Source organism: Aeromonas sp. NJAU223 (genome assembly GCF_051125555.1).
Taxonomy (GTDB): domain Bacteria; phylum Pseudomonadota; class Gammaproteobacteria; order Enterobacterales; family Aeromonadaceae; genus Aeromonas; species Aeromonas veronii_G.
Genome location: NZ_CP144204.1, coordinates 4,400,094 through 4,421,771 on the forward strand (window position 1 = coordinate 4,400,094; position 21,678 = coordinate 4,421,771).

Genomic DNA, 21,678 nt, shown 5'->3' on the forward strand with positions numbered 1-21,678 from the left:
AGCCGCTATTAAGCTGCGACTCAGCGTGGCAGGCGGGTCAGTATGAATCTCACTGCTCCGCCTGCTCGCCTCAGCCCCGTTCCAGCTCGTCGAGAATGGGGCATTCCGGGCTCGCATCCCCGTGGCAGCAACCCACTACCTCCTCGAGAGAGGCCAGCATGGCCTGCAGGCCGGCAATGCGGGTGCGCAGATCGACGATCTTCTCCTGGGCCAGCTTTTTGACCTGGGCGCTGGTCCTGTGCTCATCCCGATAGAGCGCCAGCAACTCCTGGCACTCCTCCAGGTTGAAACCGGTCTCCCGCGCCCGCTTGACGAAGCGCAGCTCCCGCAATGCCCCGTCGCTGTAGCTGCGGTAGCCGTTGTCGCTGCGTACCGGTGCCGAAATGAGGCCGATGCTCTCGTAGTAGCGGATGGTCTTGGCGGTCAGGCCTGTCGCCTTGGCAACCTTGCTGATGTTCATGCGTGCCTCCTTAAACATGCGAATGAGTACTGACATGGGAACCCGCCTTGGGATGCCAGCGTTTCAATAACAGAGAGTTGCTGAGCACAGTGATGCTGCTGAGTGCCATGGCCGCACCGGCCAGCTCGGGACTAAGATAACCCAGCGCCGCCAGCGGAATGCCGATGATGTTGAACACGAAGGCCCAGAACAGGTTCTGTTGTATGGTGCGCCAGGTGGCTGCCGAGATGTCGATGGCATCCGCCACCAGCCGCGGATCAGAGCGCATGAGGGTGATGGACGCGGTCTCCATCGCCACATCCGAGCCCGAACCCATGGCGATCCCCACGTCGGCGGCCGCCAGGGCCGGAGCATCGTTCACCCCGTCCCCCACCATGGCCACCAGACCGCTCACCTGGCTACGCAGGGCCTCGACCTTCTCCACCTTGCCGGCAGGCAGCACGGAATCGAAGGCGCCATCCAGTCCCAGCTTGGCGGCGATATGGGCCACCGGCGCCGGCGCGTCGCCGCTCACCAGCCAGCTGGCGATGCCACGCTGGCGCAGGGTAGCGATGGCGTCCGGGCTCTCGGGCCTCAGGGTATCTGCCAGGGCGGCGATGCCGACCGCCACCCCGTCGATGGCGACCCAGACCCGGGTCGCCCCGTCGTTATCCGTATCCAGCGCCCCTTGCACAGGCTGGGTGATGCCAAGCCCGGCCAGCAGGGAGGGATTGCCGATGGCCACCTGGTGACCCGCGACCTTGCCGAGAATGCCGGCACCGACCCGCACCTCCACTGCTTCCGGCTGGGGCAGTTCAGCACCGCTTACCGCCTCCCGCATGGCCAGCGCCAGCGGGTGTTCGCTCGCCTGTTGCAGGGCGGCAGCCAGACGCAGCTGCTCATCGTTGCCACTCCAGCTCGCCAGCACAGGTTTCCCCTGGGTGAGAGTACCTGTCTTGTCGAAGATCAGCGCCTTGATGGCATGTGCTTTCTGCAGGGTATCCACGTCCTTGATCAGAATGCCGTGGCGCGCCGCCACCCCGGTACCGGTGACGATGGCGGCCGGCGTGGCCAGCCCCAGGGCGCAGGGGCAGGCGATGACCAGTACGGCCACCGCCGCCAGCAGGGCCTGGCCAAAATCGTTGGTGAGGGCGTACCACACCAGCAGGGTAAACAGGGCGATCACCATCACCACCGGCACGAACACGGCGGAGACCTTGTCCACCAGCTGTTGCAACGGAGCCTTGCCCATCTGGGCATTCTCCACCAGGGCGATGATCTTGCTGAGGCTGGAATCCTCCCCCACAGTCGTGGCTTCGATCTCCAGCACGCCGGAGCGGTTGATGGCGCCCCCCAGCACGTTGTCCCCCAGGGTGCGCAGCACCGGCAGACTCTCACCGGTGAGGATGGATTCATCCAGTTCGCTCTCACCGCTGGTGATCTTGCCATCCACCGGCACCCGTTCCCCCACCAGTACTCGCAGCCTGTCGCCACGCAATACCTCGTCGACGGCCAGGCTCTGCCACTTCCCGGCGCGCCAGACGGTGGCACTCTCCGGGCGCAGGGCCATCAGCTCGCGAATGGCGGACTGGGTGCTGCGTCTGGCCCTGGCCTCCAGCAGTTTGCCGAGGGAGATCAGGGTGATGATGATGGCGCTCGCCTCGAAGTAGAGCTTGCCGCTGGCGGCCATGCCCAGAGTCGCCAGCAGATAGAGGCTGTAGAAATAGGCGGCGCTGGTGCCGGTCGCCACCAGCACGTCCATGTTGGCGGAGCGGTTCTTGATGGCGAGCCAGGCACCGCGATAGAAGCGAGCCCCGATCCAGAACTGCACCGGGGTGGCGAGCACCAGCTCCAGCCAGGCGGGCAGATGCCAGGGCAGCAGCCCGGCCATGGCGAGCATCCCCACCAGCAGCGGCAGAGTGAGCAGAGCCGAGACGCTGACCTGGATCAGCGCCTTGTGGGCGGCGGCGGACTCTTGCTCTTCCCGGGCCAGCAGTTGCTGACGGCGGGCGCTGGCACTGCCCTGCGCCAGCTGGGCACCGAAGCCCAGCCCTTCGATCTGCTCGCGCAGGGAGGCCGGCGTCTGGACGCCAGGCACCAGGGTAATACGGGCCCGCTCGAGGGAAAAGTTGACGTCCGCGGCGATGACACCCGGCAGCGCGCTCAGCATCTTGCTGAGTCGAGCCGAACAACCGGCGCAGGTCATGCCGGTAATTTGAAACAGCAGCGTCTCTTCGCCGTAGTCGTAACCCTGTGCCTTGATGCTCTCCAGCACCGCTGGCAATTGGGTAGCCTGGCTCAGCTCGATGGCCGCCTGCTCCAATGCGAAGTTGACGGTGGCTTCGACCCCGTCGAGTTTGTTGAGGGCGGCGGTGATCCGGCTGGCGCAGTTAGCGCAGCTCATGCCGCTGATGGGAAGTTGAATGTGCATGGTCATAACGATGCTCCTCAAAGCTGACCCACAAACATTAACCTTTACTGTAAGGGTAAGCTCAAGCACCTGTCCCCACTTTTGTGCAAATAAAAAACGGCGCCTGTTGGCGCCGTCTTTTTCGCTCCTGCAATGCCATGCCGATCTTCGCTTGAACCGGGCAAAGCGCGGGGGCTACAGGTCGTCAGATCCCGTACTGGGCACGATAGGCCTTCATGGCCGCCAGCTGCTCGGCCAGTTCGGGGCGCTCTGCCTGCTGCTCTTCCAGATACTGGATCAGATCGGCCATCTGGATGATGGCGATGATGTGGGCACCGTAGTCGCGCTCCACCTCCTGGATAGCGGAGAGTTCCCCTTTGCCTTTCTCCTGGCGATCCAGCGCGATCAGCACCCCGGCCAGGGAGGCGCCGTTGGCCTGGATCAAGTCCATGGACTCACGGATGGCGGTACCGGCGGTGATGACATCGTCCACCAGCATGATGCGCCCCTTGAGCGGGCTCCCCACCAGGTTGCCACCCTCGCCGTGATCCTTGGCTTCCTTGCGGTTGAAGCACCAGGGCACATCCACGTCGTGCTGCTCCACCAACTGCACCGCGGTGGCGGAGGCGATGGGGATCCCCTTGTAGGCCGGGCCAAACAGCACGTCGAATTCGATGCCCGCATCCATCAGGGCGGCGGCATAGAAGCGGCCGAGGCGGGCCAGATCGCGACCACTGTTGAACAGGCCGGCGTTGAAGAAGTAGGGGCTCTTGCGGCCGGATTTCAGGGTGAACTCACCGAATTTGAGGACCTGCTTCTCCAGGGCGAACTCGATAAATTGACGCTGGTAGGCTTTCATTCTGGCTCCTTGCTTGGCGTGTCTTTCACTTGTGTGGGGATATAAAAAAACGCGGTCAATGCCGCGTTTTTCAAAACAGAAATCAGGAGAGCGACTGCTTCTGCAGCGCGATGATATCGGCGATACCATCTTTGGCGAGCGCCAGCATGGCCAGCAGCTCCTCATGGGTGAAGGGCTCAGCCTCCGCGGTGCCCTGCACCTCGATGATGCGACCATCTTCGGTCATCACCACGTTCATGTCGGTCTCGGCGGCGGAGTCTTCGATGTACTCCAGATCGCAGATGGCTTCCCCTTCGAACATGCCGACGGAGACGGCGGCGATCATCTGCTTGAGCGGGCTCTGCTTGAGCATGCCTTTCTCGACCATCCAGTTCAGCGCATCCACCAGGGCCACGCAGGCACCGGTGATGGCGGCGGTACGGGTGCCGCCGTCTGCCTGCAGCACGTCGCAATCCACGGTGATGGAGTGCTCACCCAGGGCGGTCAGGTCCACGGCGGCGCGCAGGGAACGGGCGATCAGGCGGGAGATCTCCAGGGTGCGACCACTCTGCTTGCCGGCAGCGGCTTCGCGGTTCATGCGCGAATGGGTGGAGCGTGGCAGCATGCCGTACTCGGCGGTGACCCAGCCCTGCCCCTTGCCCTTCAGGAAACGCGGCACGCTGGTGTCGACGCTGGCGGTGCACAGCACCCGGGTATTACCGAATTCCACCAGTACGGAGCCTTCCGCATGCTTGGTGAAGTGGCGGGTGATGGTAACCGGGCGCACTTGTGCGGCACTGCGATCGCTGGGACGGGACATGGAACTGACCTCTGGGCTGGCGGAATTGGCGCAGGAGTATAAGTGATCCCAGCCCAAATATCAGCCGCTAAAACCGAGGCCGCGGCTGACGGGGGGAGCCCGGCTGGGTATACTGGCCCCACACTTCATCAAGCCCGGAACAATCAATGATTCACAGCATGACCGCCTACGCCCGCAAGGAACTCAAGGGCGACTGGGGCACAGCCGTTTGGGAAATTCGTTCGGTCAACCAGCGCTATCTGGAGACCTACATCCGGTTGCCGGAGCAGCTGCGCAGCCTGGAGCCGGTGCTGCGCGAGCGGTTCCGTGCCAAGCTGCAGCGCGGCAAGGTGGAGTGCAACCTGCGTTTCGAGGCTGCCCAGGCTGCCGCCAGCCAGCTCCACATCAATGAAGAACTGGCCAAACTCATCATCGACAGCGCCAGCTGGGTGATGAAAGAGGCGGGCCAGGGTCAACTCAACCCGGTGGACGTACTGCGCTGGCCCGGCGTCATGGCCGCCGCCGAGCAGGACATGGACGTGGTCGCCACCGAGCTGATGAGCGGTTTCGACCTCACCCTGGACGACTTCCTCGCCTCCCGCGCCAGCGAAGGGGCCAACCTCAAGGCGCTGATCGAGCAGCGCCTCGACGGCATCCAGGTGGAAGTGAAGAAGGTGCGCGAACACCTGCCCCAGATCATCGAATGGCAGCGCCAGAAGCTCACCGACCGCCTGAGCGATGCCAAGGTGGAGCTGGATCCCGCCCGCATCGAGCAGGAGATCGTGCTGCTGGCCCAGAAGATCGACGTGGCCGAGGAGCTGGACCGCCTGGAGATGCACATTGGCGAGACCACCAAGATCATGAAGAAGGGGGGCGCCTGCGGCCGCCGTCTCGACTTCATGATGCAGGAGTTCAACCGCGAGTCGAACACGCTCGGCTCCAAGTCCATCAACGCCGAGGTGACCCAGTCCGCCGTCGAGCTGAAGGTCCTCATCGAGCAGATGCGCGAGCAGATCCAGAACATCGAGTAACCTTCCCGCTCGATGCATCAGCCCCCGCCATGCGGGGGCTTTTTGTTGCTGCCAGTGTGAAGCGCCCTGGCGACCCACCCCCTCTTCAGCCATCAGGGGCCTGCGATGGCAGGCCCCTGATGGTTTCATGCGTCTCTGTCACCGTCAGACGGGTTGCTTGAGCCTGGCGCTTCGCAGCAGCAGGGGGAGCTGATAGATCACCAGGGCGCCGAGCACCAGGCCGGCGCCGGCCAGCTTGGCGCCCCCCAGCGGCTCGTCATAGAAAAAGGTGCTCAGGAGCAGGGTCCAGACCGGTTCCAGCAGCATCAGCAAGGCGGCGTGAGCCGTGGTCATCCGGCTCAGGGCATGGGTCAGCAGCCAGTACCGCAGGGTGGTGGCGATCAGGACGCTGGCGGCGAACCAGCCCCAGATGCCGTGACCGATGTCGGCGGGCCACTGTTCGGTGAGCAGGGAGAGCAAGCTGCCGAGCAGGCCCGTCATCGCCAGTTGGACGCAGGTGAGCCAGGTGGGGGGAATGGACTGGGCGAAGTGGCGGTGAACGGCGAGCTGGATGCCGAGGGTAGCAGCCGCCGCCAGAAACCAGAACAGGGAGAGGGAAACGCCCCAGTGAGTGCTGCTGGAGAGCAGCAGCAGCCCGGCGATGGCCAGCGGCAGGGTCAGCCAGTAGTGGCGACCGGGTCTGGCCTTGAAGGCGGCCCAGGCGGCGAGCGGCGCCATCAGGGTCGCCACGCTCATGATGAAGGCACCGCTGCCCAGCGCATCGCTCTGGCTGATGGCGGTGACCCAGAACAACAGGCTGGCCCCGAGCAGGGTACCGCAGCCGGCGGCACGCAGCAGTTGGGCCCGGCTGGGGGGCGGCTCGCGCAGCCAGGCGAGGGGCAGCAGCAAGAGGGCGGCCAGCAGGAAGCGGCTGCCGATAAAGGCGGCGGGGGGCAGTTCCTGAATGGCTTCTTTGGAGAAGAGCCAGCCGGTGGCGGCCAGCAGGGTGACCAGCACCATCAGCAGCAGGGGAGCGCGGTTCATCGGATCGTCGTGACAAGGGGAAAGCGAAGAGCATAAAGGAAAGCCCCCCGGATTGTCGCTGGCGTTTTCAGCCGCATCCCCGAGTACCGCGACAAGCGGAGCCCGACCGAAGCCGGGCCCTCGTGGTCAGCCGCTTTCCAGGCTCGCGAGGCAGTGGGACAGGGTGCGGGCCAGGGCCCCCTGATTGCGCAGCACCACGGCGCGGGCCTGCTCCCCCATCTCGCGGCGGGCGCCCTCGTCCGCCAGCAGGGCACTGACCCTGTCACCGAGCTCGGCACTATCCGCCACCAGGGCGGCGCCACCCTGAGCCAGCAACTGGCGGGTGATGTCGCTGAAGTTGAAATAGGCGGGGCCCGTCAGGCAGGGCTTGCCGAGCGCCGCCGGCTCCAGCAGGTTGTGGCCGCCGATGGGCACCAGGCTGCCACCGACAAACGCCAGATCAGAGGCCGCCAGCATCAGCGGCAACTCCCCCATGGTATCGCCAAGATAGACGCCATCGCTCGGTTTGAGCGGCTCTCCCTGCTGACGGCTGCGCCGCACGCAGCCATAGGGAGCGCACAGTTCGGCTACCCGATCGAACCGCTCGGGGTGGCGCGGCACCAGAATGAGCAAGGCCTGCGGATGATCCCGCTGCACCCGCTCGAAGGCGGCGAGCACCTGCTCATCCTCCCCCTGATGGGTGCTGGCGGCGATCCAGATCGGCCGATCCTGCCCGAGCTGCTGGCGCAGGGCGCGGCCCCGGTCGATCACTTCGTCCCCCAGCCGGATGTCGAATTTGATGGAACCGGTCACCGCCAGCCGCTCGCGGCCGATGCCGAGGCGATGGAACCTGTCTCCATCATCCTGGTGCTGGCACAGCAGATGGCTCAGCGGCCGACTCAGGGCGTCGAAGGCTCCCTGGAAGCGGGCGTAACGCTGGCAGGAGCGCTCCGACAGGCGCGCATTGAGAATGGTCACCGGCAGGTGGCGCGCCTCGCAGGCCGCCAGCCAGTTCGGCCACAGCTCCGTCTCCACCACCCAGAGGGCGCGGGGCTTGAAGGTATTGAGGAAACCCGCCACCGCCCAGGGGTAGTCGAGGGGGGCGTAGCGATGCATCACCAGATCCCCCAGTTTCTCGGCCTGCTCGGCACCAGTGCGCGTGGTGGTGGTGAGCAGGATGGGGAGATCCGGCCGCTCCGCCTTGAGGGCACGGATGAAGGGGCTGATCGCCAATGTCTCCCCCACGCTTACCGCGTGGATCCAGAGTGGTGATGCTGACGGCTCGCCCAGGCGATCACTGGCCGGGAAGCGACCAAGATGCTCGGCCCAGCGCGCCCCGAAGCCCGGCTTGCCCTTCTTGGGCCGATAGAGGGCCAGCAACGCCAACGGCAAGCCCAGATGGATCAGCAGGTTGTAGAGCAACTGGTAGATCATGCTAGGTTCCTTCGGGTTTGGTAGCGGCTCCATCCACCGGCTGCAAGGCGATGGTCAGATCCGCTGCCTCGCTGCGCTCCAGCTGCTGTCCCGCCGCGATGACCTGCTCCGGCATCAGCTCGATCAGGCACTTGAGGTGACCGAACTTGCAGGTGCGCTTGAAACAGGGGCGGCACTCGATGTCGGTGTGCACGATTTCCACCCGATCCGCCAGGGGCGGCGTGTAGAGCGGCGAAGTGGAACCATAGACACCGATCAGCGGCCGGTTGAGGGCGGCGGCGACATGCATCAGGCCGGAGTCGTTGGCGATGACCCGACCGGCCAGCGCCATCAGGTCGATCGCCTCGTGCAGACTGGTCTTGCCTGCCAGCACGTGGCAGTTGGGGCGCGACAGGGGATTGATCCGGTCGCGGATGGTGTTGGCCACCTCCACATCCTTGCCGGAGCCGAAGATCCACACCTGCCAGCCTTCGTCCAGGTGCTTCTGGGCCACCACGGCGTAGTGCCCCTCCGGCCAGCGCTTGGCCGGGCCGAACTCGGCACCGGGGCAGAGCACCAGCACGGGGCGGGCGCGATCCAGTCCGAGCCGCTCCAGCGCCTTGTCCTGATTGACGAGATCCACGTGCAGGGATGGATGGGGGATGGCCGGGATGTCGGCCCGGCTCTTCATCTGCGCCTTGGGGTAGGCCAGGGCCAGGTAGCCCTCCACCATCAGCGGGAAGGCCTTCTTGTTGCTGCGCAGATCGTTGAGCAGGCCGAAGCGGTGCTCCCCCTTCCAGCCGGTGCGCACCGGGATCCCGGCGAACCAGGGGATCAGCGCCGACTTCATGGAGTTGGGCTGGATGATGGCCTGATCGTAGCCCTCGGCCGCCAGCTGCTTGCCGAGCCGGCGGCGGGCCCCCAGCTTGAAGTCACCGTGGCCAAGGGGCATGGGGATGGCCTTGTCCACCTCGGGCATCCGTTCGAGCAGCGCCACGCACCAGGCCGGTGCCATCACATGCAGCTCGCTGCCCGGGTGGTTGCTCTTGAGCGCCTTGTAGAGGCTCTGGGACATCACCATGTCGCCGACCCAGGAGGGGCCGATCACCAATATCTTCATCTCGCGCATCTCTCGGGTCAGGCCCGGCGGTTGGTCGTTACTGGTCGAGATTATGCCCCAAGAATGGCCGGAGAAATAACAGAAGATCCCTCCCCGCTTCGCAAACAGGGCGCGCCAGCAGCGGATTGCACAGCCCAATCCCGCTGCCCCGGCCGCCGTTTTAGGCTAGAATGGGCCCCAATTTGACCGTGGCCCGCCAGCCGGGCGCCAACGAGAGCCATATCCGTGAACAAACCGACCCTGGCGGCCGTTCTGATCGTCAAGAACGAAGCCGACAACCTACGTGCCTGCCTCGCCTCCCTCGGGGATCTGGTGGATGAGATCGTCATCCTCGACTCCGGCAGCCAGGACGACACCCCCGCTATCGCCGCCGAATACGGCGCCCGCTTCTTCGTCAACGCCAAGTGGCCGGGGTTCGGTCGTCAGCGCCGTCTCGCCCAGTCCCACGTGCAGTCCGACTGGGTGCTGTGGCTGGATGCGGACGAGCGCCTCAGCCCAGAGCTCAAGGCCTCCATCGCCACCGTCATGGCCAACCCGGCCCAGGAGACCATCTACTCCATCCCGCGTCTCTCCTGGGTGTTCGGCCGCTTCATCCGCCACAGCGGCTGGTATCCGGACCGGGTGCTGCGCCTCTACCCCAAGGCGCTCACCGGCTACAACGAGGCCCTGGTGCACGAGAAGGTAGAGGTGCGCGCCAACATGAAGATCGTCAACTTGCATGGCGACCTGCTGCATTTCACCTACCGGGATCTGGAGCACTACCTGGTGAAATCCGCCGGCTATGCCAGAGCCTGGGCCGATCAGCGCACCGCCCGCGGCAAGAAGGGTTCCCTCGGCCAGGGGCTGGTGCATGCGCTCGGCTGCTTCCTCAAGATGTACCTGCTCAAGGCAGGCTTCCTCGACGGCAAGCAGGGGCTGCTGCTGGCCATCCTCTCCGCCCACTCCACCTTCGTGAAGTACGCCGACCTCTGGATCCGCCAGCAGCCCCAGGCACCGGATCAGAGCGGCCAGTAAACCGCCTCGACCCCGCCCCCACGGCGCATCTTCGGCAGCAGTCCATGCTGCCTGGCACAATAAAAACAGGGCCCATGACGGGCCCTGTTTGCATTTCCTACTCTTTTATCTGCCAGAAGGGCGGTGCCCAGCGTGCAATCGCCGCCGCCATGGCCTTGGGATCGAGCTGGCTCATGTCCTCCGGATGATCGCTGTCCTCCGGCGGGCTGAACGCCAGGTGGCGACCCTCGCTGTTGAGGGGACGCCAGCGCAGCGGGGTGGCGGAGCGGTGCGCCGGGAAGAAGCCGATGGTCGGCACATCCAGGGCCGCGGCGATGTGCAACGGCCCGGTGCTGCCCGCCACGAACAGGGCCGCATTTGCCATCACCTGACAGAACTTCGGCAGCCCCTCGTCGGAGCGATAGATCCAGCCGTTGCCGCCGTGGGCCAGCAATTCTGCCGCCAGTTGCTCGGCCTTGCCCTCCTCCCCCGGCCCCGCCGTCAGCACGCACTGCAACTCGGGGCAGGCCTGGTTGAGCTTGATGATGAGACGGGCGTATTGCTCGATGGAGAGATTGTTGGCCGAGCCGCCGCTGCCCGCGTGCACCATCAGCCAGGGGCGGCTGGCATCCAGCTTCAGCCGGGTGGCGACCTGCTCGCGCACCTGCTGCAGGCAGGCGGCATCGAAACTGAGATAGGGGGCCTGGGGCTCCACTGCGCTCAGCTGCTGGTCGGCGAGGAAGCGGCGGACGAGATCCAGGTTGTATTCGTACTCCGGCTTCTGGGAGCGGGAGCGGCGCTGGACCAGGCGCTGGTTGTAGAGCACCTGGGCCAGCTTGGTGGCGGGTGCCAGCCGGTAGGGAATGTGCGCCTTCCACACCAGTTTGGCGTTGCGGGTGTTGGAGAAGAGGCAGATGGCGGCGTCGAAGGCGGCCGCCTTGATGCGAGCCAGCAGGGCGCGCTGCTGCTCCTTGTCGGCCTTGGCACCCGGATCCAGGATCACCTCGTCAATCCAGGGGCACAGACGGGCAAGGGGCGCCGTGTAGGCGGGCACCAGAGCAGTCACATGACAATCCATGGAGCCCTTGAGCATGGCGAAACTCGGCCAGGCCAGCATGAAGTCACCAATCTTGTCATTGCGTACTACCAGAATGCGTTTCATAAACAATCCCTTTGCCTCCTGTCACCAATGCAGGATGGCTTGCTGCGCGGTGCCGGTATTCTTGCCTGATGGCGGGCTATTCTCAAGCGATGCGGCTATCTGAGGCCAATTTGGGTGGTCAAGAGCGCCCTCACACGCCAGATCCCGCACAAAACTCCGGCCATCCCAGTCGCGGCGATCCCGCAACTGCCCCTATAATGCGACCCACTCTCCCGGCTGCAGGAATCCGCACCATGACCAACAAGGTAATATACCCCGGCACCTTCGACCCCATCACCAACGGCCACACCGATCTGATCGAACGGGCCGCCCGGCTGTTTGACGAGGTGGTGGTCGGGGTGGCCAACAGCCCGAGCAAACGCCCGCTGTTCGATCTGGCCGAGCGGGTCGAGCTGGCCCGTCAGGTGACCGCCCATCTGCCCAACGTCAAGGTGGTGGGCTTCTCCGGCCTGCTGGTGGATTTCGCCAAGACTCACCAGGCCAATGTGCTGATCCGGGGGCTGCGCGCCGTCTCCGACTTCGAGTACGAGTTCCAGCTCGCCAACATGAACCGCCACCTGATGCCGGAACTGGAGAGCGTCTTCCTCACCCCGTCGGCGGAGAACTCCTTCATCTCCTCCACCCTGGTGAAGGAAGTCGCCCTGCACGGCGGCGATATCCACCAGTTTGTCGCCCCCCTGGTGGCCAAGGCCATCGGCGCCAAGCTCGGCAAGTAAGACCGGGAGGTTCGCCTCCCCGTTGCATCCCGGCGTCAGCGGCTCTCCTGGCCGCACGCCAGGGCCTGCTGGCAAGCCAGCGCCAGCTCGTCCAGCCACAGGTAGCGACGCCGGTACATGGCCCGCTTCTTGGCAGCCACGGCCTCCAGCGGCGTGCGTTCCGCCGGTTGCAGCCGCACGAAGTTCTCGTCCTGATCCACGGCACCAAACTCCTGCCACAGCTCGTCATAATCCGATTGCAGGCAGGCCTTCTTGCGCTTGCTGTAGCGACTGGCCTGATAGATGTGCGCCTTCATCCGCACCGCCGTGACCCGGCTCGCTCCCATGGCCTGCGCCAGTGCCAACACCATCATCACTACCAGCGATTTGGGCCTCAGGCCGTGGCCCGCCTTGGTCAGCACCCGTACCCTCTCCTGCGGCTGTGCCACACAGGGGGCTGGCCCTTGAATGGACCCTATCACCACCGCCAGCTCGCGCTCGTTGCCGGCCAGGGAGAAGGCGCAGCTGTAGAGCCGCTCACCCCGGGCGTTGACGATGGAGAGGGCCAGCTCGGCCTCCCGACGGAAGGTGCCGTCGTGGCGCAGCACGATGCGGTAGTCCTGATCGGGAAAACGCCCCAGCTCCAAGCCCTCCCCCAGATAGAGCCGCTCGATGAGCGCCGGGTAGCGGGCCAGCAGCAGCCGATAGTGATCTTCCACCATGGCAGCCCGCTGGCTGACGGTGGAGCTGGCGAAACGATAGGGGCGCATCGGCTTGTCGAGCAGCTCGGGATAGCGGGCGGGCAGATCCCTTAGCGGCTCCGCCAGGAACAGCTCGTACACCTGGGTCAGCTGCGAACGATAGAGCAGACTGCGCAGCACGAACTTGACGCGATTGAAGGTCTTGCGGGCACTCTCCTCGGGGTAGAGGTAGCGGGCCATTTGCTGGGCACAAAAGTGCCCCTGCCGGGACAGATGATCCCAGTCTATTGATTTTGTTGTCATTTTTAATTTCTCGTCTTGCCTGAACAGACGGGATACTAGAAATGAGCGGTCACATTCTCAACAGACCGGAAATACTCTCTTACAACATCGCCACTTTGGCGAAAAATAGTGTCCGTCAGCGCTGGCAATGTGAACAAAACACGGTGGTACGTTGTCCAATGCGGATTTCGCTCAGCAGGGTCTGGCAATGGAAACAGGGCTGGCCACCGCGACCATAGACCTGCAACTGCTGCACGAAATAGCCCGGCTTGCCGTCGGCGCTGGTGAAATCCTTGAGGGTCGTGCCCCCCTGCACGATGGCAGCCGCCAGTACCCGCTTGATCTCGGCCACCAGGGTTCCCAGCCGCTCTGCGCTGATGTTGCCCGCCGCCTGCTTGGGGTGAATGCCGGCGGCATAGAGCGCCTCGTTGGCGTAGATGTTGCCGACCCCCACCACCACGTGGTTGTCCATCAGGAAGGTCTTGATCGGGGTGCTGCGCCCCTTGGCACGCTCCCGCAGATAGTCGGCACTGAACGCATCGGTGAGAGGTTCGGGACCGAGTCTGGCCAGCAGGGCATGGGCCTCTGCCGGTTCGCGAGTCCACAGCAGGGCGCCGAAGCGGCGCGGATCGTTGAGTCGCAGCAGCTTGCCGTTGGCGAGCTCGATATCCACGTGATCGTGCTTCTCGGCCGGGGTGCCGATGTCCAGCACCCGCAGGCTGCCGGACATGCCCAGATGCAGGATGGCGGTGCCAAAATCGGTCTCCAGCAGCAGGTACTTGGCACGGCGACTGACCCTGTGGATGGTGAGGTCCACCAGCTCCTGGATCTCTCCCGGCACCGGCCAGCGCAGGCGGCCGTCCCGCACCACGACCCGGGTGACCTTGATGCCGGTGAGCCAGGGAGAGATGCCCTGACGGCTGACTTCGACTTCCGGTAATTCAGGCATGACGCGCTCCTCGTTGTGGGTGGATCAGGGGGTGGGCCGCAGCAGGCTGCGGTACTGCTCTGGGCTCAGGGTCAGCCAGGTCGAGGGGGGCAGCAGGGCGGCGAACTTGCCGTTGTCCTGATAGAGCGCCACCTCGATGGGATCGCTCTGGCCGGCGACCCAGATCTTGAGGCTGACGGGATTGCCGCGCAGGGCGTCGCCAGGGGGCAGCAACCAGCCCTGCCAGGCTTCGATGTGGGCGGCCAGCTGGTCGCTGTCGAGCCCCAGATCCGGCCCGCTGCGCCAGCCCTGGCCGATGCGTTCTATCTGCCAGCTCGGACCCTGCCAGGTCAACACCACGGCGGCTTCCGGCAGCAGGGGCCGTGACCGCTTGGCACTGTTCTCCTGCTGGGCCTGATCCAGCCGGTGCAACAGGGTAATCACGATCAGCACCGCCACGATGATCACGTTATTCCAGCCTTTGCGGCTCAATTTGAACATGGCAACTCTCCCTTTGAAGCGGCAGTGTACTGAATTGCGGCCATAAAAAAACCCGGCACGAGGCCGGGCTTTTAAGCAAATTCAAGTGATTACTTGATTTTGCCTTCTTTGTAGATCACATGCTGACGAATAACGGGATCAAATTTCTTGATCTCCATTTTTTCGGGCATGGTGCGCTTGTTCTTGGTAGTGGTATAGAAGTGACCAGTACCGGCGCTGGAGTTCAGGCGAATCTTATCGCGAATACCTTTAGCCATGATCTAATTCCTTATACCTTAACGCCGCTGGCACGCAGTTCAGCCAGAACCACTTCAACGCCGCGCTTGTCGATGATACGCATGCCTTTTGCGGATACGCGCAGGCTCACGAAGCGTTTTTCACTCTCAACCCAGAAACGGTGAGTGTGCAGGTTCGGCAGGAAACGACGCTTGGTAGCGTTGTTAGCGTGCGAACGGTTGTTACCAACTGCCGGGCGCTTGCCGGTTACTTGGCATACTCTAGACATGTCAGTCTCTCCAAATCTTACTTCATTGCTCGAGCAAATATCTGCCCCGCTGGCCTTCGATTGCGGGGCAAACAGAAGGCGGCATTTTATACAGCATCCGTGATCAAAGATCAACTAATACAGTGCCAGAGCCCAGTTTATAGCCAACCACGCTCTGCAAAAGAAACCGTGATGCCGTCACCGATCACCAAGTGATCCAGCACTCTGATATCGACCAGGGCCAGTGCGGCCAGGATACGATCCGTGATCTGGCGGTCGGCCCGGCTGGGCTCGGCCACGCCGGACGGGTGATTATGCGCCAGAATCACGGCGGCTGCATTATGTTTGAGCGCGATCTGCACGATTTCTCTGGGCCAGACGCTCGCCGCGTCCAGGGTACCGTAAAAAAGCTCGACGAATTGAATGACCCTGTGCTGGTTATCCAGCAGCAAGAGGGCAAAGACCTCCCGCGGTCTATCCCGCAGCTGGGCCTGCAGATAGTCCCGGGTCAGCCGGGGCGAGGTGAGGGCCTCCCCCCGTTGCAACTGCTCCGCCAGATGGCGTTTGCCCATCTCCAGCACCGCCTGCAGCTGGGCATACTTGGCAGGTCCCAACCCATATGCCTCGCAGAAGACCCGCTGCTCGGCGCCGAGCAGCGCCCTCAGCGATCCGAACTGCTGCAGCAACTGGCGGGAGAGATCCACCGCGCTCAGGCCGTTGACCCCGGTGCGCAGGAAGATCGCCAGCAACTCCGCATCGGACAACGTCCCGGCTCCCCGCCGCAGCAGCTTCTCTCTGGGTCGCTCGTCCTCGGGCCACTCCTTGATGCTCATTTGTCTCTCCTCGCAGGGGCTGAGGAAAAACATAGCAAAAAATCGCGGGAGCCCGAGCACAACTCCCCCATGTCAGCCTCTGTCGTCATCCCCAGCCTGTGGTATCTTAGCCGACCAGTTGAACCGCAAGAGATGGTGCAGATGAGATTGGCCGATAAACGCATCCTGTTGGGTGTCAGTGGTGGCATCGCCGCCTACAAGAGTGCCGAGCTGGTACGCCGCCTGAAGGATCAGGGGGCCGAGGTGCGGGTGGTCATGACCCGCTCCGCCAAGGAGTTCATCACCCCGCTGACCCTGCAGGCCGTCTCCGGTCATCCGGTCGCCGACAGCCTGCTGGATCCGGCCGCCGAGGCGGGCATGGGCCACATCGAACTGGCCAAATGGGCCGATCTGGTGCTGATCGCCCCCGCCAGCGCCAACCTGATGGCTCGCATGGCCGCCGGCATGGCGGACGAGCTGCTGACCACCCTCTGTCTGGCCACCCCGGCAGCCGTGGCGCTGGCCCCGGCCATGAACCAGCAGATGTATCGCAACGCCGCCACCCAGGCCAACCTGGATACGCTGGCCAGCCGCGGCATCCTGCTGTGGGGGCCGGATTCCGGCAGCCAGGCCTGCGGCGACGTGGGTCCGGGCAGGATGCTGGATCCCCTCGAGCTGGTGGAGCGCTGCTGCCAGCAGCTCGCCGCCGAGCCCCTGCTGGCCGGCGTCCGGCTGCTGCTCACCGCCGGCCCGACCCGGGAGGCACTGGATCCGGTGCGCTACATCAGCAACCACAGCTCCGGCAAGATGGGCTACGCCATCGCCCGCGCCGCCCGTGAGGCAGGCGCCGAGGTGACCCTGGTGAGTGGCCCGGTCGCTCTGGCCACGCCGCAAGGGGTGGTGCGCGTCGATGTGGAGAGCGCCCAGCAGATGCATCAGGCCGTCATGAGCCGGGTGAGCGAGTGCGATCTCTTCATCGGCTGCGCCGCCGTGGCGGATTATCGCCCCGAGCAGGTAGCCGAGCAGAAGATCAAGAAGCGTGTCGACAGCGATCAGATGCAGCTGACCCTGGTCAAGAACCCGGACATCATCGCCGCCGTGGGAGCATTACCAGACAAGCCCTACACCGTTGGATTTGCCGCCGAAACCGTGGATGTGGAACAATACGCCCTCGACAAACTGCGACGCAAACGGCTGGACATGATCGCCGCCAACGACGTATCCCGCGCGGGCCAGGGGTTCAATGCCGATGACAATGCCCTGACCGTGTTCTGGCAAGGGGGTCAAGCCCCGCTGCCACTTGCCGATAAGCTGACACTGGCCCGTCATCTCATCGCCTTGATTGCGCGTCATTATCGCTCCTGAGCAACGACGCCAAGCGATCCGATCGCCTTTCGCGATCCCGACAAACCGATTCAGCGGACGTTGACACTGCCTGTGTCAGCGCCAGCAGCAGAATTCACTGAGCCATTCGATCGCCGCAGTGCGATCTCATTGAAAAGCGATTCATGAACACACAAATTGAACTCAAAATCCTGGATGCCCGCATCGGCACCGACTTCCCGCTGCCTGCCTATGCCACACCGGGTTCCGCCGGCATGGATCTGCGCGCCCTGCTGGACGCGCCGCTGACCCTGGCCCCCGGCGATACCACCCTGGTGCCTACCGGCCTGGCCATTCATATCCAGGATCCGGGTCTGTGCGCCACCATCCTGCCCCGCTCCGGCCTCGGCCATAAGCACGGCATCGTGCTCGGCAACCTGGTCGGCCTCATCGACTCCGACTATCAGGGTCAATTGATGGTCTCGGTCTGGAACCGCGGCAACGACAGCTTCACCATGCAACCCGGCGAGCGCATCGCCCAGCTGGTGATCCTGCCGGTGGTTCAGGCCAGCTTCCAGCTGGTCGACGAGTTCAATCAGAGCGAACGGGGTGAAGGCGGGTTTGGTTCTTCTGGTCGCCAATAACAAGACCACACAGCCCCCTCGGGCCTGTGCCTAATAACGGAATCAAGCCATTGTTTTTTTAGGGGAATCCATGGCAAGCAGTAACCAGAAACAGAGTCGGCGCGATCAAATCCTGCAGGCACTCGCCCATATGCTGGAAACCAGCCCGGGCCAGCGCATCACCACGGCCCGCCTCGCGGCCGAGGTGGGTGTCTCCGAGGCGGCCCTCTATCGGCACTTTCCCAGCAAGGCGCGGATGTTCGAGGGGCTGATCGACTTTATCGAGGATTCCCTGCTGTCACGGGTCAACCTGATCATGGCCGAAGAGAAGGACACCATGGCCCGCTGCCACCACATACTGCAGCTGCTCCTGGTGTTCGCCGAGCGCAATCCCGGCATCACCCGCATCCTCAACGGCGACGCCCTGCTGGGTGAGCACGACCGGCTGCGGGATCGCATCAGCGCGCTGTTCGACAAGCTGGAAACCCAGCTCAAGCAGGCACTGCGGGAGAAGCGGCTGCGGGAAGGCCAGGGCTTCCAGCTCGACGAGACCATGCTGGCCAATCTGCTGCTGGCCTATGCCGAGGGGCGGATCAGCCAGTTTGTCCGATCCGAGTTCAAACTCAAGCCCACCGCCGGCTTTGAAGATCAGTGGCAATTCATGCGCAGCCAACTGCTGCAGAGCTGAGCCATACTGGTTGTGCGAAGCGGGAGGCCTTGGCCTCCCTTGTTTTTTGTGGCACAACATAAGCACCAGATGCGACCCAAGTTGTCGCGCTCCGGTGTTAGATTCATCCGCCATAAACCTTTACACCAACAGGAAATTCTATGGAACCCGAGATCATCACAGACGCGCAGACCTGGCTGGTCAACAACCAGGGGCTGATCATCGAGTACGCGGTCAACATCGCCGCCGCCCTGCTCACCCTGCTGGTCGGTTACATCGCAGCCAATATCATCAGTGGCGGCGTGACCAAGGTCATGCAGGCCCGCAAGCTGGACACCACGGTCACCCACTTCATCGGCAGCATCCTCAAGTACACCATACTGGTGTTCGTGGTGATCGCGGCGCTGGGCCGGGTCGGGGTGCAGACCGCCTCCTTCGTCGCCATCATCGGTGCCGCCGGTCTGGCCATCGGTCTGGCACTGCAGGGCTCGCTCTCCAACTTCGCCGCCGGTTTCCTGCTGATCATCTTCCGTCCCATCAAGGCCGGTGAGTTCATCGAAGTGGCGGGTACCAATGGCGTGGTGCAGTCCGTACAGCTGTTCACCACCACCCTCTCGTCCGCCGACAACAAGATGGTGGTCGTCCCCAACTCCGCCATCCTCAACGGCACCATCGTCAACTACTCCCGCATGGAGACCCGTCGGGTCGACATGACCTTCGGCATCGGCTACGGCTCGGATCTGCGCAAGGCCAAGCAGATCCTGGAGCGTCTGGTGAGTGAAGAGCCGCGCATCCTGAAGGATCCGGCCGTTACCATCGCCGTCGCCGCCCTGGCCGACTCCTCGGTCAACATCGTGGTGCGCCCCTGGGTCAAGACCGCCGATTACTGGGGTGTCTGGTTCGATTTCCACGAGCAGGTGAAGCTGGCCTTCGATGCCGAAGGTATCGAAATCCCCTTCCCGCAGATGGTCATGCACATGCAAAAGAACCAGGCCTGAGCACAGCCCTGATGACCACAATGCCAGCCTCCGGGCTGGCATTATCATTTCCGGGCCATACAAAAACCGGCCACCCGGGCCGGTCTCTCGTTCACCTCGTTACGTCACTCAAGGCCGAACTCGGCATCCCCTTCAAGAGCCATGCTCAGGCCAGCTTGCGTGCCACCCGGTTGAGCAGTGGCTGCACCAGCACATAGCCTCCCAGTACGGCTCCCATCACCGCCAGTACCCGCATCTCGAGGGTCGGGGCGGCCGTGGTCATCGCCAGGGTCAGCAGGCCGATGAGGCCGGTGGCGATCAGGCTCAGGGCAAACAGGGACAATACGCGTTTCATGTCGATCTCCTCGTTCCAACACTGTGGCCATCCCTGGGAGAATCGTCCATCCGGGCAGATCATAACCGGCTCCGGACGGCGCAAATTTGCGTTTGCGCATAAAACAGGCGAAAAGATGTGCTGGCAGGGCCTCTTCAAGGGCGCGGATCCCATGACCGCAAACGGGTGAACTTGAAAGCCTTTTCGCCACAACCAAGACGGGAGAAGCATGCGCAAACGCAAGATCCCGGCGACGTTGCTGGCTCATAATCCCAGCGTTTTGGTTGTAAACTCCCTCGATGGCAGACAATTGGTAATGCTCTGTTACACGGGCCGCACACAGAGCCCGGTATAATGCTCGAACAATAAGGTTTGGCGGGAGCCTTGCCTGCAAGGTTCAAACACAACTTGGAATCTCAGGAATCCTATGAAAAACATCAATCCAACCCAGACCAAGGCCTGGCAGGCTTTGGAAACCCACTTCGCGGCCCATAAAGAGATGCGTCTCAAGGATCTGTTCGCACAGGATCCCAAACGTTTCGACAGGTTCTCCCTCACCTTCGGTGGCGACATCCTGGTCGACTACTCCAAGAACCTGATCACCGGGGAGACCCTCACCCTGCTGCTCGCGCTGGCCGAGGAGACCGACCTGCGCGGCGCCATCGACGCCATGTTCAACGGCGACAAGATCAACATGACCGAAGGCCGCGCCGTGCTGCACACCGCCCTGCGCAACCGCTCGGATCGCCCCATCGAAGTGGATGGCAAGGATGTGATGCCGGAGGTGAACGCCGTCCTGGCCAAGATGAAGGGCTTCTGCGAGAAGGTCATCGGTGGCGAGTGGAAGGGTTATACCGGCAAGACCATCCAGCACGTGGTCAACATCGGCATCGGTGGTTCGGATCTCGGCCCCGTGATGATCACCGAGGCGCTGCGCCCCTACAAGAATCACCTGCAGATGCATTTTGTCTCCAACGTCGATGGCACCCATATCGCCGAGACGCTGAAGAAGATCGACCCGGAAACCACCCTGTTCCTGGTGGCCTCCAAGACCTTCACCACCCAGGAGACCATGACCAACGCCCTGACCGCCCGTGACTGGTTCATCCAGTTAGCCGGTGACAAGGCCCACGTCGCCAAGCACTTCGCGGCGCTCTCCACCAACGGCAAGGCCGTGGCCGAATTCGGCATCGACACCGACAACATGTTCGAGTTCTGGGACTGGGTCGGCGGTCGTTACTCCTCCTGGTCCGCCATCGGCATGCCCATCGCACTGTCTCTTGGCTTCGAGCACTTCGAGGCCCTGCTGCAAGGCGCCTTCGAGATGGACATGCATTTCGCCACCACCGCCTTCGAGCAGAACGTACCGGTGCTGCTGGCGCTCATCGGCCTCTGGTACAACAACTTCCACGGTGCCGAGTCCGAAGCCATCCTGCCCTACGATCAGTACATGCACCGCTTCCCCGCCTACTTCCAGCAGGGCAACATGGAGTCCAACGGCAAGTTCACCGATCGCAACGGCAACAAGGTGAACTACCAGACCGGCCCCATCATCTGGGGTGAGCCGGGCACCAACGGCCAGCACGCCTTCTACCAGCTGATCCACCAGGGTACCAAGCTGATCCCCTGCGACTTCCTGGCGCCGGCCATCAGTCACAACCCCATCGGTGATCACCATCCGAAACTGCTGGCGAACTTCTTCGCCCAGACCGAGGCCCTGGCCTTCGGCAAGAGCAAGGAAGAGGTCGAAGCCGAGTTCCTGGCGGCTGGCAAGACGCTGGAGCAGGTGCAGGATCTGGTGCCGTTCAAGGTGTTCGAAGGCAACCGCCCCACCAACAGCATCCTGTTCAAGAGCCTGACCCCGAAGACCCTGGGTGCCCTGATCGCCATGTACGAGCACAAGATCTTCGTGCAGGGCGCCATCCTGAACATCTTCAGCTTCGATCAGTGGGGCGTGGAACTGGGCAAGCAGCTGGCCAACAAGATACTGCCGGAGCTCAACACGGACGCGGCCGTCACCAGCCACGACGGCTCCACCAATGGTCTCATCAACACCTGGAAAGCCTGGAAAGCCTGAGCTCTCCAAGCTTCCTGAATGCAAAAGCCCCGCTCAATGAGCGGGGCTTTTTATTGCCGGTCACATC

23 protein-coding genes are annotated in these 21,678 nt (G+C 63.5%); 8 read left to right on the forward strand and 15 right to left on the reverse strand.

Annotated features, from left to right (window positions below):
• Positions 1 to 70: 70 nt before the first annotated feature.
• The 4 genes from cueR to rph form a co-directional block, all read right to left on the reverse strand.
• The gene (gene cueR, locus VZC39_RS20270) at positions 71 to 460 is read right to left on the reverse strand and encodes a Cu(I)-responsive transcriptional regulator (RefSeq protein ID WP_042644653.1); all 390 of its coding nucleotides are present in this window, start codon (positions 458 to 460) and stop codon (positions 71 to 73) included.
• 10 nt (positions 461 to 470) lie between these two features.
• Positions 471 to 2,876 (reverse strand): heavy metal translocating P-type ATPase, encoded by a 2,406-nt coding sequence (locus VZC39_RS20275; protein WP_434664731.1) that lies wholly within the window; start codon positions 2,874 to 2,876, stop codon positions 471 to 473.
• A gap of 178 nt (positions 2,877 to 3,054) precedes the next feature.
• Positions 3,055 to 3,708, reverse strand: coding sequence for an orotate phosphoribosyltransferase (gene pyrE, locus VZC39_RS20280; RefSeq protein ID WP_349920314.1), 654 nt, complete (start codon positions 3,706 to 3,708; stop codon positions 3,055 to 3,057).
• Positions 3,709 to 3,790: 82 nt separating this feature from the next.
• Positions 3,791 to 4,507, reverse strand: coding sequence for a ribonuclease PH (gene rph / locus VZC39_RS20285; RefSeq protein WP_434664733.1), 717 nt, complete (start codon positions 4,505 to 4,507; stop codon positions 3,791 to 3,793).
• Between the two features lie 146 nt (positions 4,508 to 4,653).
• On the opposite strand from rph, the gene VZC39_RS20290 reads away from it, so the two are divergent.
• Positions 4,654 to 5,517 carry a YicC/YloC family endoribonuclease gene (locus VZC39_RS20290; RefSeq protein WP_434664735.1) on the forward strand — a complete coding sequence of 288 codons (864 nt, stop codon included), beginning with the start codon at positions 4,654 to 4,656 and terminating at the stop codon, positions 5,515 to 5,517.
• A 144-nt stretch (positions 5,518 to 5,661) separates the two neighbouring features.
• Here VZC39_RS20290 and VZC39_RS20295 read toward each other — a convergent pair whose 3' ends face one another.
• The 3 genes from VZC39_RS20295 to waaF form a co-directional block, all read right to left on the reverse strand.
• The gene (locus VZC39_RS20295) at positions 5,662 to 6,540 is read right to left on the reverse strand and encodes a DMT family transporter (protein WP_434664736.1); all 879 of its coding nucleotides are present in this window, start codon (positions 6,538 to 6,540) and stop codon (positions 5,662 to 5,664) included.
• A gap of 126 nt (positions 6,541 to 6,666) precedes the next feature.
• Entirely contained in the window at positions 6,667 to 7,953 is a 1,287-nt protein-coding gene (gene waaA, locus VZC39_RS20300; protein WP_434664738.1) for a lipid IV(A) 3-deoxy-D-manno-octulosonic acid transferase, read from the reverse strand.
• A gap of 1 nt (position 7,954) precedes the next feature.
• Positions 7,955 to 9,052, reverse strand: a complete 1,098-nt coding sequence (waaF, locus tag VZC39_RS20305) for a lipopolysaccharide heptosyltransferase II (protein WP_434664740.1) — start codon at positions 9,050 to 9,052, stop codon at positions 7,955 to 7,957.
• A 225-nt stretch (positions 9,053 to 9,277) separates the two neighbouring features.
• Here waaF and VZC39_RS20310 point away from each other — a divergent pair, with 225 nt between their 5' ends.
• Positions 9,278 to 10,066 carry a glycosyltransferase family 2 protein gene (locus VZC39_RS20310; RefSeq protein ID WP_434664742.1) on the forward strand — a complete coding sequence of 263 codons (789 nt, stop codon included), beginning with the start codon at positions 9,278 to 9,280 and terminating at the stop codon, positions 10,064 to 10,066.
• Between the two features lie 97 nt (positions 10,067 to 10,163).
• Here the strand turns inward: VZC39_RS20310 and VZC39_RS20315 are convergent, their stop codons facing one another.
• Positions 10,164 to 11,207, reverse strand: coding sequence for a glycosyltransferase family 9 protein (locus tag VZC39_RS20315; protein WP_349920323.1), 1,044 nt, complete (start codon positions 11,205 to 11,207; stop codon positions 10,164 to 10,166).
• 233 nt (positions 11,208 to 11,440) lie between these two features.
• On the opposite strand from VZC39_RS20315, the gene coaD reads away from it, so the two are divergent.
• Complete coding sequence (gene coaD / locus VZC39_RS20320; protein WP_349920324.1) at positions 11,441 to 11,923, forward strand: pantetheine-phosphate adenylyltransferase; 483 nt, start codon at positions 11,441 to 11,443, stop codon at positions 11,921 to 11,923.
• A gap of 35 nt (positions 11,924 to 11,958) precedes the next feature.
• Here coaD and VZC39_RS20325 read toward each other — a convergent pair whose 3' ends face one another.
• The 6 genes from VZC39_RS20325 to radC form a co-directional block, all read right to left on the reverse strand.
• Positions 11,959 to 12,843: a VirK/YbjX family protein gene (locus VZC39_RS20325; RefSeq protein ID WP_434668530.1), complete on the reverse strand. Its 885-nt coding sequence runs from the start codon at positions 12,841 to 12,843 to the stop codon at positions 11,959 to 11,961.
• A gap of 178 nt (positions 12,844 to 13,021) precedes the next feature.
• The gene (gene mutM / locus VZC39_RS20330; RefSeq protein WP_434664745.1) at positions 13,022 to 13,834 is read right to left on the reverse strand and encodes a bifunctional DNA-formamidopyrimidine glycosylase/DNA-(apurinic or apyrimidinic site) lyase; all 813 of its coding nucleotides are present in this window, start codon (positions 13,832 to 13,834) and stop codon (positions 13,022 to 13,024) included.
• A gap of 24 nt (positions 13,835 to 13,858) precedes the next feature.
• Positions 13,859 to 14,314: a hypothetical protein gene (locus VZC39_RS20335; protein ID WP_434664747.1), complete on the reverse strand. Its 456-nt coding sequence runs from the start codon at positions 14,312 to 14,314 to the stop codon at positions 13,859 to 13,861.
• Positions 14,315 to 14,403: 89 nt separating this feature from the next.
• Positions 14,404 to 14,571 carry a 50S ribosomal protein L33 gene (gene rpmG, locus VZC39_RS20340; RefSeq protein WP_005323752.1) on the reverse strand — a complete coding sequence of 56 codons (168 nt, stop codon included), beginning with the start codon at positions 14,569 to 14,571 and terminating at the stop codon, positions 14,404 to 14,406.
• Positions 14,572 to 14,582: 11 nt separating this feature from the next.
• A complete protein-coding gene (gene rpmB / locus VZC39_RS20345; RefSeq protein ID WP_005307492.1) occupies positions 14,583 to 14,819 on the reverse strand; it encodes a 50S ribosomal protein L28 in 237 nt (78 codons plus the stop codon).
• A gap of 137 nt (positions 14,820 to 14,956) precedes the next feature.
• On the reverse strand, positions 14,957 to 15,631 hold the full coding sequence (gene radC, locus VZC39_RS20350) for a RadC family protein (RefSeq protein WP_349920329.1): 675 nt from the start codon (positions 15,629 to 15,631) through the stop codon (positions 14,957 to 14,959).
• Positions 15,632 to 15,772: 141 nt separating this feature from the next.
• On the opposite strand from radC, the gene coaBC reads away from it, so the two are divergent.
• The 4 genes from coaBC to VZC39_RS20370 all read left to right on the forward strand — a co-directional run bounded on the left by coaBC (position 15,773) and on the right by VZC39_RS20370 (position 19,221).
• A complete protein-coding gene (gene coaBC, locus VZC39_RS20355; protein WP_349920330.1) occupies positions 15,773 to 16,975 on the forward strand; it encodes a bifunctional phosphopantothenoylcysteine decarboxylase/phosphopantothenate--cysteine ligase CoaBC in 1,203 nt (400 codons plus the stop codon).
• Positions 16,976 to 17,118: 143 nt separating this feature from the next.
• Complete coding sequence (gene dut / locus VZC39_RS20360; protein WP_349920331.1) at positions 17,119 to 17,577, forward strand: dUTP diphosphatase; 459 nt, start codon at positions 17,119 to 17,121, stop codon at positions 17,575 to 17,577.
• A 70-nt stretch (positions 17,578 to 17,647) separates the two neighbouring features.
• Positions 17,648 to 18,244, forward strand: a complete 597-nt coding sequence (gene slmA, locus VZC39_RS20365) for a nucleoid occlusion factor SlmA (RefSeq protein WP_005323760.1) — start codon at positions 17,648 to 17,650, stop codon at positions 18,242 to 18,244.
• A gap of 140 nt (positions 18,245 to 18,384) precedes the next feature.
• Positions 18,385 to 19,221 (forward strand): mechanosensitive ion channel domain-containing protein, encoded by an 837-nt coding sequence (locus tag VZC39_RS20370; protein ID WP_349920334.1) that lies wholly within the window; start codon positions 18,385 to 18,387, stop codon positions 19,219 to 19,221.
• A gap of 145 nt (positions 19,222 to 19,366) precedes the next feature.
• Here VZC39_RS20370 and VZC39_RS20375 read toward each other — a convergent pair whose 3' ends face one another.
• Complete coding sequence (locus VZC39_RS20375; RefSeq protein ID WP_349920336.1) at positions 19,367 to 19,555, reverse strand: holin; 189 nt, start codon at positions 19,553 to 19,555, stop codon at positions 19,367 to 19,369.
• A 406-nt stretch (positions 19,556 to 19,961) separates the two neighbouring features.
• On the opposite strand from VZC39_RS20375, the gene pgi reads away from it, so the two are divergent.
• The gene (gene pgi, locus VZC39_RS20380) at positions 19,962 to 21,611 is read left to right on the forward strand and encodes a glucose-6-phosphate isomerase (protein ID WP_349920338.1); all 1,650 of its coding nucleotides are present in this window, start codon (positions 19,962 to 19,964) and stop codon (positions 21,609 to 21,611) included.
• The last annotated feature ends 67 nt before the right edge of the window (positions 21,612 to 21,678 follow it).